Annotated in this window: 15 protein-coding genes; 9 read left to right on the forward strand and 6 right to left on the reverse strand. The window is 40.4% G+C overall.

Annotated elements, in window-relative coordinates; all coding sequences use genetic code 11:
* The first annotated feature begins 29 nt into the window (after positions 1-29).
* The gene (locus EHS13_RS08415) at positions 30-1,352 is read left to right on the forward strand and encodes a glycoside hydrolase family 140 protein (RefSeq protein WP_155699900.1); all 1,323 of its coding nucleotides are present in this window, start codon (positions 30-32) and stop codon (positions 1,350-1,352) included.
* Between the two features lie 355 nt (positions 1,353-1,707).
* On the forward strand, positions 1,708-3,462 hold the full coding sequence (gene abc-f, locus EHS13_RS08420; RefSeq protein WP_155699901.1) for a ribosomal protection-like ABC-F family protein: 1,755 nt from the start codon (positions 1,708-1,710) through the stop codon (positions 3,460-3,462).
* A 116-nt stretch (positions 3,463-3,578) separates the two neighbouring features.
* On the opposite strand, the gene EHS13_RS08425 is transcribed toward abc-f, so the two are convergent.
* Genes EHS13_RS08425 through EHS13_RS08435 form a run of 3 tightly spaced genes read right to left on the reverse strand, consistent with a single transcriptional unit; the run spans position 3,579 to position 6,827 of the window.
* Positions 3,579-4,886: an aminotransferase class I/II-fold pyridoxal phosphate-dependent enzyme gene (locus EHS13_RS08425; RefSeq protein WP_155699902.1), complete on the reverse strand. Its 1,308-nt coding sequence runs from the start codon at positions 4,884-4,886 to the stop codon at positions 3,579-3,581.
* A 58-nt stretch (positions 4,887-4,944) separates the two neighbouring features.
* On the reverse strand, positions 4,945-6,132 hold the full coding sequence (locus EHS13_RS08430) for an MFS transporter (protein ID WP_162463006.1): 1,188 nt from the start codon (positions 6,130-6,132) through the stop codon (positions 4,945-4,947).
* A gap of 38 nt (positions 6,133-6,170) precedes the next feature.
* Entirely contained in the window at positions 6,171-6,827 is a 657-nt protein-coding gene (locus EHS13_RS08435) for a pyridoxamine 5'-phosphate oxidase family protein (RefSeq protein ID WP_155699904.1), read from the reverse strand.
* A gap of 60 nt (positions 6,828-6,887) precedes the next feature.
* Between EHS13_RS08435 and pdxR the strand changes: the two genes are divergently transcribed.
* The gene (pdxR, locus tag EHS13_RS08440) at positions 6,888-8,417 is read left to right on the forward strand and encodes a MocR-like pyridoxine biosynthesis transcription factor PdxR (RefSeq protein ID WP_227013845.1); all 1,530 of its coding nucleotides are present in this window, start codon (positions 6,888-6,890) and stop codon (positions 8,415-8,417) included.
* Positions 8,418-8,435: 18 nt separating this feature from the next.
* On the opposite strand, the gene EHS13_RS08445 is transcribed toward pdxR, so the two are convergent.
* Positions 8,436-8,987 (reverse strand): superoxide dismutase family protein, encoded by a 552-nt coding sequence (locus tag EHS13_RS08445; RefSeq protein ID WP_155699906.1) that lies wholly within the window; start codon positions 8,985-8,987, stop codon positions 8,436-8,438.
* A 449-nt stretch (positions 8,988-9,436) separates the two neighbouring features.
* Positions 9,437-10,231 (reverse strand): archaetidylserine decarboxylase, encoded by a 795-nt coding sequence (asd, locus tag EHS13_RS08450; RefSeq protein ID WP_155699907.1) that lies wholly within the window; start codon positions 10,229-10,231, stop codon positions 9,437-9,439.
* A 376-nt stretch (positions 10,232-10,607) separates the two neighbouring features.
* Between asd and EHS13_RS08455 the strand changes: the two genes are divergently transcribed.
* On the forward strand, positions 10,608-10,781 hold the full coding sequence (locus tag EHS13_RS08455; RefSeq protein WP_155699908.1) for a hypothetical protein: 174 nt from the start codon (positions 10,608-10,610) through the stop codon (positions 10,779-10,781).
* A 71-nt stretch (positions 10,782-10,852) separates the two neighbouring features.
* Here the strand turns inward: EHS13_RS08455 and EHS13_RS08460 are convergent, their stop codons facing one another.
* On the reverse strand, positions 10,853-11,221 hold the full coding sequence (locus tag EHS13_RS08460) for a helix-turn-helix domain-containing protein (protein ID WP_155699909.1): 369 nt from the start codon (positions 11,219-11,221) through the stop codon (positions 10,853-10,855).
* Between the two features lie 191 nt (positions 11,222-11,412).
* Between EHS13_RS08460 and EHS13_RS08465 the strand changes: the two genes are divergently transcribed.
* The 5 genes from EHS13_RS08465 to dapA all read left to right on the forward strand — a co-directional run bounded on the left by EHS13_RS08465 (position 11,413) and on the right by dapA (position 15,874).
* On the forward strand, positions 11,413-11,826 hold the full coding sequence (locus EHS13_RS08465) for a hypothetical protein (RefSeq protein ID WP_155699910.1): 414 nt from the start codon (positions 11,413-11,415) through the stop codon (positions 11,824-11,826).
* Positions 11,827-11,932: 106 nt separating this feature from the next.
* Positions 11,933-12,154 (forward strand): hypothetical protein, encoded by a 222-nt coding sequence (locus EHS13_RS08470; RefSeq protein WP_155699911.1) that lies wholly within the window; start codon positions 11,933-11,935, stop codon positions 12,152-12,154.
* 217 nt (positions 12,155-12,371) lie between these two features.
* On the forward strand, positions 12,372-13,463 hold the full coding sequence (locus EHS13_RS08475; protein ID WP_155699912.1) for an SGNH/GDSL hydrolase family protein: 1,092 nt from the start codon (positions 12,372-12,374) through the stop codon (positions 13,461-13,463).
* A 13-nt stretch (positions 13,464-13,476) separates the two neighbouring features.
* Complete coding sequence (locus EHS13_RS08480) at positions 13,477-14,901, forward strand: MBOAT family O-acyltransferase (RefSeq protein WP_155699913.1); 1,425 nt, start codon at positions 13,477-13,479, stop codon at positions 14,899-14,901.
* Between the two features lie 103 nt (positions 14,902-15,004).
* On the forward strand, positions 15,005-15,874 hold the full coding sequence (gene dapA, locus EHS13_RS08485; RefSeq protein ID WP_155699914.1) for a 4-hydroxy-tetrahydrodipicolinate synthase: 870 nt from the start codon (positions 15,005-15,007) through the stop codon (positions 15,872-15,874).
* Positions 15,875-16,024 lie beyond the last annotated feature (150 nt).

Below are 16,024 nucleotides of genomic sequence, written 5' to 3' on the forward strand. Positions count from 1 at the left end.
TTTAACTCCTAAAAAAGTGAGGTATTACTATGACAGTATTAAAGAAATTAAAGATTCATCAGAACGGACGTTATTTAGCTCAGGAGGATGGTGCACCTTTTTTCTGGCTAGGGGATACGGCTTGGGAACTCTTTCATAAACTAAACAAAGAGGATGCGGAGCTATATTTGGCTAATCGTGCGGAAAGAGGCTTTACTGTTATTCAAGCTGTAGCTTTGGCCGAAATGGAAGGCATCACGACAACGAATGCTTACGGGATGCTGCCGCTGCTTCGTAATGATCGCGGTCAGTATGACCCGACCCTGCCTGATCTTGGGGAGCAAGGGGAATATAGCTATTGGGATCATATGGATTATATCATTGAAAGAGCAGCAGATTATGGGCTCTATGTAGCGCTGCTTCCTACCTGGGGTGATAAATATAATACATGGGGTACTGGTCCGGTTATCTTTACAGAGGAGAATGCGGGCAAGTATGGAGAATGGATTAGTAACCGCTATAAGTCGAAAAGCAATATTATTTGGGTGCTTGGCGGAGATCGACCTTTGAGAACAAGGGAAGTCTTTAACGTCATTCAATCCATGGCTGAGGGGATTCGACGTGGAGCAGGAGGCAGCTTCCTCATGTCTTTCCATCCCAACGGTGCCTATTCCTCATCCTTTCAGGTCCATCATGAAAATTGGTTGGATTTCAATATGATGCAATCTGGCCATGATGGGTTTAATATTGCCAATTACGAAATGGTAACCAAGGATTATCAGCTTTCACCCATTAAGCCTACAATTGATAGTGAACCATGCTATGAGGATCATCCGATAAGCTTTAATGCAGGAAACGGTTATTTTGACCCGAAGGATGTTAGACAAGCGGCTTACTGGGCGCTATTTGCCGGTGCATTTGGCCATACCTATGGGCATCATTCGATTTGGTCGATGACTACGGAGCCAAAGGATTACTTTATCATGGATTGGAAGACGGCTATCCTTCGTCCAGCTGCTAGCCAGATGAGTCATGTGCGGAGGTTGATGGAATCCAGACCATTATTTGAGCGTATTCCTGATCAAGATCTGCTCGTAGAGAATTACTCAGGTACTAATCACATGCAAGCGAGTCGTGGTCAAGATTACGCTTTTATCTATAGCCCCAATGGACTTGCTTTTAGGGTCAGTATGGGTTGTATCACAGGCTCGAAGGTAATCGCTAATTGGTATGATCCACGAACAGGCCATTCAGTAGAAGCGGGAGAGTATGAGAACACAGGGGAGATTAAGTTTATTCCACCAACAAGCGGTAGAAATGATGATTGGGTACTGGTATTGGACGATATTTCAAAAGGTTATAAAAATCCTTAATGAGAACTACACAAACGTTTCTAGAGCAACGGATTGTTTGGTTATAGCTATTTATTAGCTGTGAATGAACAGTTTCCTATGCTTTAATGAAAATAAGAGTAAATTAATTTATCGGAGGTATCCAAAATAGATATCATGTGGACCTAATTAGCTAGTCAACTTCGGATTTCGATAAGATGACAAGTAATGCCCTGCAATATTGCAGTGTAGATTAGGGTGCGTGTGTCTATAAGGAGATACTCCTTACTGTTGAGTAGGCTTATTCTAGTCTGTTTGCTCGACTTTTTAGCCACAGGCGGAGCCTGTGGTTTTTTGCGTATAATTTTTTGAATATAAACTAAAAAGTGGTGATAGTATGACATTAATTAACATTCGCGGCATTAAAAAAAGCTATGGAGACTTGGCGGTGCTCGAGAATATCCATTTTGATATTAGGAAAGATGAGCGGATTGGGTTAGTTGGCATGAACGGTGCTGGAAAAACAACATTAGCTAATTTAATCTTTGGGAGCTTGGCACAGGATGGAGGGGCAATTACCTTTCATCGGCAGCAGCTGAAGATAGGTTATCTCCAGCAATCCACTTCCTATTCGGTCAATACCTTCTGCAATATGATTGATCCAGAGGATTCAACAATTAAAGCGAATCGTTTCCTTGAATTCTCCAGCCATCTCGGATTGAATAAAGTACAAGATTGGGATTCCCAACGTTTCAGCGGATTAAGCGGAGGCGAGAAAACAAAGCTGGCTATCGCCCATATCTGGGCTTCGAAGCCAGATATGCTCATCTTGGATGAGCCAACGAATCATCTTGATTTTCAAGGTGTCGAGTGGCTGATAAAGGAGCTGAAAACCTACGGAGCTGCGACGATGATTATTTCTCATGATCGCTATTTTCTGGATCATACGGTGGAACGGATTATAGAGCTGGAAAACGGGCGTTCGCTCAGCTATCCAGGCAACTATACTTTTTATCGCGAGGAGAAATTAAGAAGATATCAAAGTCAGCTGCATCAGTTTGAAGAGCAGCAGAAATATGAGCATAAGATCGAAGCTGAAATCACACGCCTCAAAAATTGGTCCAATAAAGCCCATCGTGAAGCAGGGAAAGTCGGGAAAATGGCTGAAATGCGAGCAGGAGTTAAGGAGTTTTATCGGAGCAAAGCAAAAAAGATGGATCAACAGGTCAAATCTCGAATCAAGCGTTTAGAGAAAATTGAATCGGAGGGGGTTATGAAGCCTAAAGAAGAGAATAAGGTTGAATTCGAATGGAGCAGTCCCGAGAAAAGAGGCAGACGTCTCATTGAAGCCAAGCAACTGACTAAATCATTTGGCTATAGAACGCTTTTCCAGGAAAGCTCCTTTTACATCCAAAGGGGGGATAGAATCGGGCTGCTTGGTCCTAATGGCTGCGGTAAAACGACGCTTCTCCAGATGATTCTAGGTAGAGAGCCCATTGATTCTGGACAGCTGTGGGTCAGTCCTTCCGCCCAAATTGCTTACTTAACGCAAGATGTCTCAGGCTTGGATCCACAGCGAAGTGTGCTTGAGCTGCTTCAAGGGGCACATGTGGATCCTATGCAGGTGGGTAAAGCTCGTACTCTGCTTGCCAATATGGGGTTTGACGAGTCTATGCTCATTAAGCCAATCCAGCAATTAAGCTTAGGAGAACGTACCCGGATTAAATTAGCACAATTGCTTATGCAGGATCAAGATCTGTTGATTCTGGATGAGCCAACCAATCATCTTGATCTAACAAGCAGAGAGCAGCTGGAGGATACATTATCGACTTATAACGGCACATTAATGATTGTTTCACATGATAGATATTTCCTTGAAAAGACTTGCGACAAGCTGTTGATTTTTGCAGATGGCAAGATTCAGCGGTTCGAGCGTGGCTTCGCGGAGTATAAGGAGAAAATCGAGCAGCAGAAATCGGCACCCTTAGCAAATAGGGAAGATATACATGAGCAGAAAATGATCATAGAAAACCGCATGGCATATTTACTTGGTGAATTGAACAAATATAGTTCAGCTGATTCACAATATGTAGCTTTGGATATGGAGTTTAAACGACTGGTTGAGATGAAGAAACAAATATCCACAAAGTAAGGTAAATAAGGTATTGAGCTTAAGTAATGTGGATTCGTTTAAGCTGTATAAAAATTAAAGGACATGAGTTCTAATTAATAGAAATCATGTCCTTTTATTGTCTATTATTAGGGAAGTTACTTAGCTGTAACCTGCTCCAAATCACGCACACCTTGGTAAATTAACTCGAATAACTCTTGCAGATCAGATTCTTCAATACAGGAGAAGGCAACTCTCAGATCGGTATCTCCTAAAGCAATGGTGCCCACACCATATTGGTTAAGCAGATGCAAACGTAGTGTTTCCGCTTCTACGGTTTTCAATTTCAAGCACATAAAGTAACCTGAATTGAATGGATAGTAATCCCAAGCTTCTAGAAATTGAGGATGGCCCAGCAGCTGTTTGACCTGATTGGCACGGCCTTTCATAATATTGTATTTCTCCAGCTTCTGCTCTTTAAATTCAGGTGCTTTCAAAGCATGGAGTACGAAGGTCTGAGAGGGATGCGGTCCACTTGATATAGTTGCACGGATAATTCCCATGGTTTTTTGCTCAAGTGCGGCAAGCAAAGCATCACTTTGTGCAGCATAGGTAATAAAACCAACGCGAAAGCCCCACACATACTCTTCTTTCGTTGCACCATCAATCTTAATCGGAAGTACGCGCGGATGCAGACCGCTTAAAGCTCCAAACAAGGACTCATGCAAGGATTCTTCGAAGAATAATCCAAAGTAAGCATCGTCAGCGACAACCACTACATTAATCCCCGCTTCTGCTCCAGCTAAGATTGCGGCAACAATCTGGCGTCCTTCTTCTGCTCCTGGAGTATAACCCGTTGGGTTGTTAGGGAAATTTAGGATGACTATGGCTTTGCCTTGATCTTTTTGCCCAAGAATAGCTTCTCCTAGAGCGGCTGAGTTAAACTTGCCTGCATTATTATATAACGGATAGTTGACGATTTCTCCTCCACGACGAATGCCGAAGGTAAGCTCATAATTTTCCCAGTTCTTATCCGGAATAATGACGCTGTCTCCAGGTCCAACGAATAGATCTGCGACAATACTTAAGCCATGGGTTAAGGCATTAGTTACCAATGGGTTACCAAACAATTTCCCTTGCAGGGTTGGATTTTCTTCAAGCATTTTGCTTCTCCAAGCCGTTCGTAATTCAGGCTTGCCTGCAGGAGGCGCGTATTCATAGATATCTTTTGGCGCATAGGTGGATAAGGTGTCTTGGATTACTTTTAAATGCATCGGTTGGCCCTTTTCTAAAGCAGTTCCGATTGTGGCATTATACTTGGTTGCTTTAGTCTTAGCTTCAGCAGACTGACTAAGAATTCCTACCTTAGGGAAATAGATCTCTTTGCCAAGCTTGGATAACATTTGATAAATATAAGGATTTTCGCGTTCTAAAATTTCATTTAACTGCTTTGCCAGTGGGTTCATTCGAATTCTTCCTTCCGCTAATTGGGATTATTCAAATTCCATGTTAGGCCATATTATATCACTTTCCAGTGCTAGGCACCACCGTATTACCGCGCACGCGATAAGCAATAAAGCTCATAATCAAGAGGATGACCGTCCCACTTATAATGAATAGGACAGCAGCGCTCACTGAATAATGATCCATCAGCCAACCAATCATCAAGGGCATTAAGGCACCGCCTATACCGCCAGATGCGATGAGAATGCTTGTGGTTGATTCCGTTTTACCTGGAAGCAGATGGTTGGCATAAATTAAACTGATGGCGAAGATGCCTGACATGAATAAACCAATTAACAAAACCACAGCAAACGCGGTCCAGCTATTGAAAACAAAGGCAAACAATACGGTGAAAATAACGGCTCCAAATGTACTCCATAGCAAAAATGCAGCATGATTGACTTTATCTGCGATGATTCCAGTGAACACGCGCCCGATCGCCATGGTCAACCAAAAATAAGTCACACTATTTGTTGCAGATACCGAGTCCAAATGCAGATTAACAATAAGAAAGGAAGGTAAAAAATTAACCAAGCTCATTTCGCTGCCCACATAAATCAGAAAAAAGAGAATACAAAATAGTAAAATATATTTTTCTTTATTATTGTAGCGGAGCGGTATAGCTGCTTTAGTGGTTTTGGATACTTTTCTGGATAAGTGAGCTTCCGCTTGGCCAAATGGCAATAACTTAAAGCCTAAAGCTAGCAGCAATGCGGCAGCTCCAATAATGTAGAAAGAAAGATACCAATAGCCAATGTAGATCATCCACCCTGCAACGACTGGCATTATCAAAGCACCAACCCCAAAGAAAACTTCCAAACGACTCATGGCTTTAGCCTTTTTCTCATGAATGGATTCAATAATCAACGTACCAACGATAGCTTCTATGGAACCAAAGCCTGCGCCAGCAATAAAACCTATAACATACATAAACGGCCAAGGAGGCAGGAAACCATAGGCAATCTGCGCTAGACCCAAGCCAACTAGCATCATAATCAAGGTTGTTCGTTTGCTGAATTTAGCTGTCATCCAGGGAACAAGCAGCACCCCGAGCAGAAATCCACTAAATTGTGTGAAAATTAGCTGGCCTCCATTGCTGTAATGGAGATGGTAGTGATCCAGCAGCTCTGTAAGTAAAGAACCAATAATAACGTGGGCAAGACCAACCAGTAGATAGGCTGTACATCCCATAAAAAGCAGGCGATTCATAGAGTGCTCCTTTAGGTTAAACATATTTACGGACACAACTATAATACCTTATTCTCTGTGGGATGGACAGAATCTTTATGATGTGGACAGAATTGCTTCATTAAAGCTATCGTTGCTTCATCCAAATCGTGATTCCGCGCTTGGAGAAGATCTGCGGTTTGTTCAATCCGAGCTTCTTTCCAGTTTTGGCCGAATTTGAATTTAGCATTCATTTCTTGAGTATCTATTCTTACAACAGAGACAGCTTTTAACTGCGAAACGTAGTCAGGATCCTCAATGGTAATGGGATCATATCCGCCTTCAGGCTGCAGCTTTTCCATAAACGCCGCTAATGCAGCTGCTTTCTCAGCAAGATCTACAACTATGGAAGCAGCACCTTTGATATAAACAGATTTAAAAAAAGCAGTAGCGGGACAAGCCATTTTGGGATCAGAGAAGTAAGAAGGGATAATAGCATATTCTTTAGCAACTGAAAAAGTAACTTTATCTGCCGCATGTTTTAGATCAATCATTTTCTGACCGATTCTGCTGCCATGAAAATAGATGAAATCCTCATAATAAACAAAATTGAGTGGTGTCACATGCGGCCAGCCATCCGGACTAATCGTACCTAGAAAACCAAATGTCATTTCTGCGAAAAAAGCTTTAATCTCACTCGCTTTATTTTCTTCAATCGCAAATTCTTTTCTTCTCATTTAGAATCTCCCCCATCGGATGTACATAATTGTTTTTATAAGTGTAAGAAATAAATTGACATGAAGAAAGAGCCAATTTACAATGTTTTAATTAGACCACTTTATCCAAGGACGGAAGAACAAACGATGGACTTTCATATTCAGTATCAAAGCTATATGCATCAGTATAAAACTAAACATTTAGCGATCTATCACGCTCTTAAAGATGCCATTGTGAATGGTCAGCTTCCCTATAAGCTTAAGCTGCCTTCAAGTCGGGAATTAGCTGATCTCTATTTGTTATCAAGGGGCACAATCAATCTGGCCTATGAAATGCTTGCGGCAGAAGGGTATGTTTCGTCTTCGCTTGGAAGTGGGACATTCGTTGCTTTCCAGCACCAGGATAAGCCGTTAGAGCCAGCTCCCAATTCAGCAATTAGGCTCTCCCAATGGGGAATGGCCATCATGGAACAAAAGCTAAGCGATAAAATTAGTGTTGACGATATTAGAATAAACTTTGGAACGGGGCTGCCGGATTTACATTTTTTTCCCCATGAAGCATGGAGTCGAGTAATGTATGCACAGGTTCGTGAAATGATGGAGTCCTTGCAGAAGGAGGCTTTTGTTACTCAAGGCCATTTGCCTTTACGTGAAGCGGTTGCTCGCCATTTACTTCGTACTAGAGGTATTCAAGCAACGGCAGAGGATATCGTTATTCTGGGTGGCTCCATGCAGGGAATTGCTTTGATAACTCAGCTATTGGTAAATCCAGGTGAATCCGTGATTTGCGAATATCCTGGTTATAGTGGATTCAGAAGGGTTGTCGAAGCAGCAAGAGGAAAAGTGATTGAAGGTAAGGTTGATCAATGGGGGATTCAGCTCGCCAATTGGCCAGCTCAGCTAATATTCGTAACTCCGAGTCGTCAATTCCCAACAGGTGTTGTGCTTTCTTTGGAACGCAGACAGGGCTTGCTGCAATGGGCAGCAAACAATTCAGCCATTATAGTCGAGGATGATTATGATAGTGAGTTCCGTCATCATGGCCGACCGATTGAACCGCTTAAAGTAATGGATACGGAAGATAGAGTCGTCTATTTAGGTACTTTTTCGAAGACGATGCATACGGATTTGCGCTTGGGTTATGCAGTTGTCCCTACTGGATTGCGTGAAGCTTTCCTGAAAGCAAAGCAATTAATTGAGCCTCATCCTGCTGCCATACTAGAGCAGCGAGCTTTAGCCATATTCATGAATAGCGGTCATTATGAGCGCCATCTTCGCCGAATGAAACGAGTATACAGCAAGCGATATGCAGTCATTTATGCTGAAATGAATCTTAAGCTGCTGGATCTCTTTGATTTTGTACCCTCAGACGCTGGTTTACATCTATTTGCTTGGTGGAAGGGCAGCTTGCTGGAATGGAATCTCTACAAAAATGCTTGTGAAGTAGCCGGAGTCATTTGGTCGCTAGGAGATTTAGCTTATATGGAACGAGAACAACGCGCTTCCGTTTGCTTTGGGTTTTCTCATTTGCTAGAATCGGAGATTATCGAGGGTGTTGCTATCATGCGTAGGGTCGCAGATACAATGAATCTTACATCTGCGACACGCTAATGAAGAATATAGAATAAGCTACTTTATTACGCCACAAGCCATTCGTGCACCAGAGTTGCCGGCAGGATCCGTTATATAATCATCTGCTTTTTCATGGATAATGAGCGATACCCCTTTGGCGCTTATTAAGGAATTGGTTTTTCCTTGTTCAAGTGTGACGGCTTTAACGACCAGATCGACATTGATTTTTCCTTTGGCGTCTACTTGAATATTAGGCAGATCACCTTCGTGGAAGCCTTGGGGGTTCTCAAAGCCATGTTGTTTATGGGTTGGATTGAAGTGCATGCCTGAGGATACGAAATCGGGTGCTTCACATATCCCATTCTCATGCAAATGAATTCCATGCATACCAGGCGATAGCTTAGCGGCCTCAAGGTGGATTTTAACGCCTTCAGCAATTGCAGAAAGCTCTGCAGTTCCTATTGTTTTACCTTTGGCATTAATGATTGTCGTTTTAATCAGAGCAGAATCAGCAGCTGCCGCCGGTTGAACGGATACTTCTTTTGCGCCACATGCACTTAGCATACATGCCACCACACAAAGACAACCCCATTTAACATATTTTCTCATCGTTTTTCCTCCTCATTTATAAACTAATCTCGTAAGCATCAGTTTGTAGGTAATCACTCTCCTAGTTTTCACATTATTGTGAAAAACAAACCTGTTAAATACAATTATTTGAACCTATTATCTTATTGCAATGTCGAATTGTGTAATTAATTTTTTGACTTTACAAGGAATGAGGAGTAAAATTAGGTCTAAGGAATCATAAAGTCCTATAACAAGAAGGTGATTGCTTGATGATTGAAATTAATTCTTTGAATCCTTTTTGGCAGTCCATAGGTATGTTCTTGTTTATAGCTGTGTTTATTTGCTTAGCTTGGTGTATTTATGATGCAACACATGAGACCAAATAAATTCGACCTGCCCGATAAATAAACACCCCCCAATTCATTTGAAATAATGAATTGAGGGGTGTTTTGTGTTTATGTATGGGATAATCGTTATCTATTGGAGCTTTATTCGTGTTTTAGATGAAGCTGACCTAGGGCTTCGCCCATTTTCACCTTACTGCCCACCATGAGATCAGCTTTGCAAGTAAACGTATTATTTTCTAATAGTAAAACCACCGTAGAGCCAAATTCAAAATAGGCTAATTCATCACCAATCACTAAGGCTTCTGGCAGAGGATTCACATATTGAATACTGCTTACATTCATCGCGCCAACCTTTACCACAGCAAGTTCCCCGTACTCATGCTGCACATAAGTCACTAATCGCTCATTACGACTTAGAACGGTTCGCATGTAACGCAGCCCAAATTCATTGACAGGATAGACTTTACCGGGAATATGTTCTTTCTCAATAATCCTGCCGCTGATCGGTGTATGAATACGATGATAATCAGTAGGACTTAAATACAGTACAAAATAAAAGCCATCGGTATAATTCACCACACGAGGTGACTGATTCAACAATTGCTCTAATGTATAATTCTGACCTTTAATATTAAGAAGCTGGCCATCTTGAATTGGCCCCATACCCGTAATGGCAGCATCAACCGGACTTGCTAAGCTCAGAACCCCCTTATCTATGGGGCGTAAGCCTATTTTTAATCTTCTTGTAAAAAAGTCATTTAATGAACGGTACTCTTTCCAATGTTTTTCTGCATCCTCTAAACGAATACCATAGGTTTTGGCAAACCAAGGAATCAAGCGACGACTTAATGATGATTTAGCAAAAGATCCCGTGACTCTAGAGATAGATTTGCGAGAAGAAAGCTCAGTTAACAAACGAAAAAATGGCTTTGCCATGGAATAACTCACCTGTTCCTTCTGAACTGATTTACATGAATACTTCGATATATAGTGACACAGAACATCATAGATTGCAATCCTTGAAAATTATATCGCTCCTGAATTAGGAAGGAGTTTGGTGATTTATTCCTTGATAATATAATTAATCTTACGAGCATGCGATTTTCTATTATTTTTTAAGAGAAATAATTATTTCTATAACCGGAGTAATTATTTATTTATCAATAGTGCGATTTCGACAAAAATAGAAGAGATTCTCACAATAATCACTCCATGAAGTGACAACTTAATCAAGATGCTTGATTTATAATACAAAGGGTGATGTTCATAAAACGCGAATACATAGAGAAAACAGTAGATGGAGTGAGAAACAATGGATAATCAAAAGATTAGTCTTGATATTCGCACGATTTTGACGCAGCTGAACATTGACTACGAGAGATTTACAGAATGGGAAGAGAATAACCACGAGGCGGGGTTATGGGAAACGGAATGGCTAGAGAGTCCGGAAGAATCAGACCAGCAAGTAGCAGCAACCCAAAGCTAAGCAGATAATAGAAGGCTAGCTCACAAGCAGATAAACAACTTGAGAGCTAGCTGATTTAGTCTTATGCTGATTTAGTTCATTGCACGGTCTGCGCGGATAAAGGCGATGAACCGTTTGGCTTCTTCGACAGTTAGCTTTCTGCCATCGATGGTAAGAGCATATTTATCAAGGAGATCTTGATCCGATAGCTCTAACCCTTCAACAAATTGTTTGACATTAGAGTCAGTAATTCTTGAAGTGTCCTGAACTCCACCCATTAGGAAATCAATGGATACTTGAAAATATGTTGCAATACGTTGCAAGGTTTCATAGTCTGGCTCTCTACGATTATTCTCATAATGAGAAAGAGCAGCGCGGTTGATTCCTAATTTCTGTGAAAGCTCTTCTTGGGTTAATTTTCTTTCATCTCGCAATTGAGCTATCCGATTACCATATTTCATTGATGCAAATCCTCCTAACAAACACGATTAATCAATTCGTTAAATTATACTAATTGTAATTATACACTACAAATAGCGGATGTAACCATGAAATTAACAAAAAATTCATCGAACTAGACTTATATGGATACGAAATGTATCTTTGTTTCTGTTAATAGCTACTACTAAAGAATCTTAAAGGAGCTAAACGTATGCAAAAAGAATTTCCGCATGCTGAATTAAGTATAGTTGAGGTGAATGGTTGTCCGACCCAAAGCAGGATCACTTTAATTCGAGTAGATAAAATTAATGAAAGCGGCTTTAGCTTCGCATCTGCATTACGATTTCCAGTCAACCCATTGGTTACTCTAAATCTTCGCTTATCTTTTCAGGATGAAACCATAGATTTACAAGGAACCATAAATGGGAGTCAATTCGAAGGGAATTCCAACCGCTTCCATATTATTTTTAATAATAATAAGCAGGTGAAATCTAAGCTGACTAGGATGCTCAGGAATTTTACAAAACAGTATGAGATACTTCGTTTGAGAGCAGATCATTATTATAACTACAATATGGAAGAAGCCTATTCTCTTAAAAACAATCAGATTAATATATGTATGTAAATAATGGTAAGAGGCGCTTGACACGATACGAAATGTATCTTATTATAAAGTTATAAATACATAATGTATCGCATTAAAATGTGCAAGTATAAAGGATGGTTATAGAATGAATAGAAAACAAGTCTTGTATTGTCTTGGCTGTGATCAATTAATTTCTCGTGAAAAGGCTAATAAGACCTTTCGCACTGGGTTTTATCGCGTGATCTATCCCTTGGCATTTTGTAATGATTGTGCGAAAAAGGCTGGAATCAGAGAACAAGAATTATATGAAGCCACAAAGCTCCCCTACACTGAAAGTACATTTGCAGAAACACAAATAACGATTTAGAAAATTCTATTCAACTAACTACAAAAGGAAAGGTACTGAGGCAAAAGCCTTGGTACCTTTCCTTTTTATAATTCTAAGGCTGTATAAGTTTCACTAATATACAATTCTTATAATTCCGGACAAACGCCGTCTTAGAAGACGGCATAGCCGTTTATCCTTGATTGTAGTATTATGATAAAGTCACTTTTAAATTTGCTACAGAAAAGGAAGAATACTAGTGAAAGCCCTTCGATATGCCATTATTCTCATGATTCTAGTCCAACTTTTTCTCCCGTGGGCTATGCCTACCAATCAAATCTATCATAATCGCATCGATTATAATATTACCAAAGAAAGTGATGAGAAGTTCGAACCTGCTCTTGAGCAAATAAAGCTAGAAATTAAGCATAAGCATTTGAAGGATTATATCATTATTATTGGCGACTCTGTTCTCTATGGCAGTCCTGGTAATTCGGATCAAGCTGTCAATGCGTTTATGGAGGACTCAGCACGAAAATCACCGACTCAGTCCAAGCTGCGTATTTTTAATTTATCCTACCCATCCATGATGGCAGGTGATATCTATGTGATGCTGCTTAAGTTAGATGAGCTAGGAATCTCTACAGATCATATTATGATTAATTTTAGGTATGCTAGCTTTGTAGCTAGAGATACTAATCCTCCAATTAAAGCTGTTTTCTGGCTGATGAGGGATTTGAAATCTCTGGATTCTTCAGCCTATCAGCATATACTGCCACAAATGAAGGATAGTCATTATAAAGAGCCAGCCTTTTTCTATGGACAGTTTATGGATAAGCTTTATCATGATTTCTTACCTGAAATTAAACTCTATAGCTATAAGGATTACATCGTTAATATGTTGCAGAGGTCTAAGCTTAAGCTGCTCGGGCATAAATTGCCGGATGACGCAATACAATTTGGCGATCCAAGGCCGTGGACTGTAAAAGAGACCTTGACTAAATATGTACAGGGTGACGTGATTAAAAAAAGCTATTCGGATACTCCATTTAATATGACGGAATCCAACCCGGATATTTATTTTATAGAGAAGATCCTGAAGCATCAAGAAGGTAAGGAAACTATGGTTGTAATGAACGGTGCAAATCAAACTTTGCTGAAGCAATATGTGGAGAAGCCTGGCTATCAAACTAATTTGCAGGCAATTGATGCATATTTTCAACAAAAGCCTGTGAAGTATGTGAATTTGGAAGGAAAGATAGATGATTCCTTGTACACGGATCATACCCACTTTATTGCTGAGGGTTATAAAGCCATGGCTGATTTGTTGTGGCCGTACTATGCGAAATAAAGGAGAATTCTAAATGCTGTTTCATACACCTGAATTTTTTGTGCTGCTGCTTGTAACTCTAGTACTCTATTATTTAATGCCGCGGCGGCGAACGATCTTGCTTTCAGTTGCGAATATAATATTCTATAGCGTCAGTGGACTGGGTTTTCTAGTCTTGTTTCTATCCATTACTACGATAACCTACTTGTGTTCTTTAATGCTGCAAGGACGGTATCGACGGATTGTCCTTTGGTTTGCGATTACAATTAATGTTATTGATATCGCCTTTTTTAAGTATTCATTATTCCTGCTGCATAACTTAGAGCGTGTTTTTAACATCCAATTGGTGGCAACTAATTCATTCTGGGTTTCAATCGTACTTCCAGTAGGGATATCCTTTTACACATTTGAATTAATTTCCTATATAGTTGATGTCTATAAACAGAAAACCAAGCCAGCTAAATCGCTTCTGGACTTTTGGATTTTCATTGCCTTTTTTGCTCATTTAATTGCTGGTCCAATTATGAGGGGACAGGAATTTATTCCACAAATTAATGGCATGAAATCGATTCGACTGAAGCTGAGTAATTTTAAAATCGGGATTTTTTATTTGGTACTCGGATTGTCTAAGAAGATTCTCTTAGCTGATAATTTATCACCACTCGTAAATCGATTCTTCGAGCATCCCGAGGTATTGGATGGCTCTGGAGGATGGATTGGCAGTTATTTATTTGCCTTTCAAATTTATTTCGATTTTTCAGCATATAGTGATATGGCAGTTGGGATTGGTTATTTGTTTGGATTAGAGCTTCCACGCAATTTCTTGACTCCTTATTTAAGCGCCAGTGCAACTGAGTTTTGGCGAAGGTGGCATATTACCTTATCCAGCTGGATTCGCGATTACATCTATATCTCATTAGGCGGTTCACGACGAGGAGAATTTAGAAAATACATAAATTTATTTTTGGCTATGACCTTGTCAGGTATCTGGCATGGCGCCCAATGGACCTTCGTAATGTGGGGGATGTTCCATGGCGGGCTGCTAGTTGCCCATAATTTATTTATGAAGCTGAAGACCAAGCTAAAGCTCACGTGGCTGGATAATTCGTTCATTTATCGAATAATAGCAGTTGTTATTTTCTTTCAATTGACATGCTTAGGCTGGATTTTATTCCGCGTACATAATTGGCATACCGCTTTGGTTGTGATCCATCGCATGCTTTCCTTACAGGCTTTTCACGTTCCTCAACCTTATTATAAATATCTTGTCATTGTTATAGGACTGTTTGCGCTGCATATTATAGAGTATTACCTGATCACGTACTCTCCAAAAATCTCTCTGACTTGGCATCGAATATTTCCAGCTCCGATCCGGGCTGTATTCTATGTTCTAATTGTTTCTATTCTGATTATTTTCATTAAAGACAAGGTTAGTGGGTTCATTTATTTTCAGTTTTAGTGTGAACTATTACATAACATAATGGTAACCATCAAAATGATTGGATAATACAACAGCTACATTCGTGTTATGTTAGTATTACTTATTTAGGAGGTCATACATTATGCTAACTGAACCTGAGATCAAAGGAATTTGGATACCGTTAATTACTCCTCTTAATCTGGATGATGAAGTAGATCATGCTTCATTTGAACGTTTTATTCAACGATTGCCGCTGTTTGATATTCAAGGGCTTGTGCTGAATGGTACAACAGGCGAATCACCAACGATCGCAATACACGAAATTGTAAATATTCTCGAAACGGTTCGCAAGAGTATAGGCTCAGCCCCCTTGCCGCTAATGATCGGAACTGGAACGAATGATACGGCTGGAACCATTAGGCGAACAGAGCAAGCGGGTCTTCTCGGAGCAGATGCAGCCTTGGTTGTTGTTCCCTATTACAGTCGACCTTCTCAAGCAGGCATTATTGAGCATTACCGCAAGGTAGCTGAAGTGGGTGTTCCCATTATGGTCTATGATATCCCAGGGCGAACGGGAGTAAGCTTAACGGTGGATACACTGCGAACTCTTTTTGAAATCGATGGAATAGTGGGTTTAAAAGATAGCACGGGTAGTACGGAGATGACATCCAAGCTTGTGAGCTATGATGCTAAGCCGATTCTCTGTGGAGAGGATATTCTATTCCTTGATGCATTGAGGAGCGGGGCAAGCGGCGGGATGGCTGCATCGGCTAATGTGCTGGCTAAAGAATTTGCTGGCATCTATAATCTCTTTAAGTCTGGTGAGCATGATGCCGCTAAAGCTGATTTTACTGAACTAATTCCACTTATAAATCTGCTGTTCAAGGAATCCAACCCTGCCCCGTTGAAATGGCTATTGGCACAGAAAGGTTGGATATCCAGTGATCGGCTACGCCTTCCGATGCTTGGAATTAGTGAGCAGCTGCAGCAGGAGCTTAGTTTTTATGTATAAGATTCATCAGTGAAGTGGCATAGATTATTTTACGAACATCGTGAAGGTTACATTACTCCAGAAGGGGGAATATAACCTTCACGATGTTTATTTGTGTATCTAAAGCGAGCCGAAAGCAACTTAATTTATAGATTAGTGTGACCGAGATCT

Origin of the sequence: Paenibacillus psychroresistens (genome assembly GCF_009728935.1) — a bacterium.
In the GTDB taxonomy this organism is placed as follows: Bacteria; Bacillota; Bacilli; order Paenibacillales; family NBRC-103111; genus Paenibacillus_AC; species Paenibacillus_AC psychroresistens.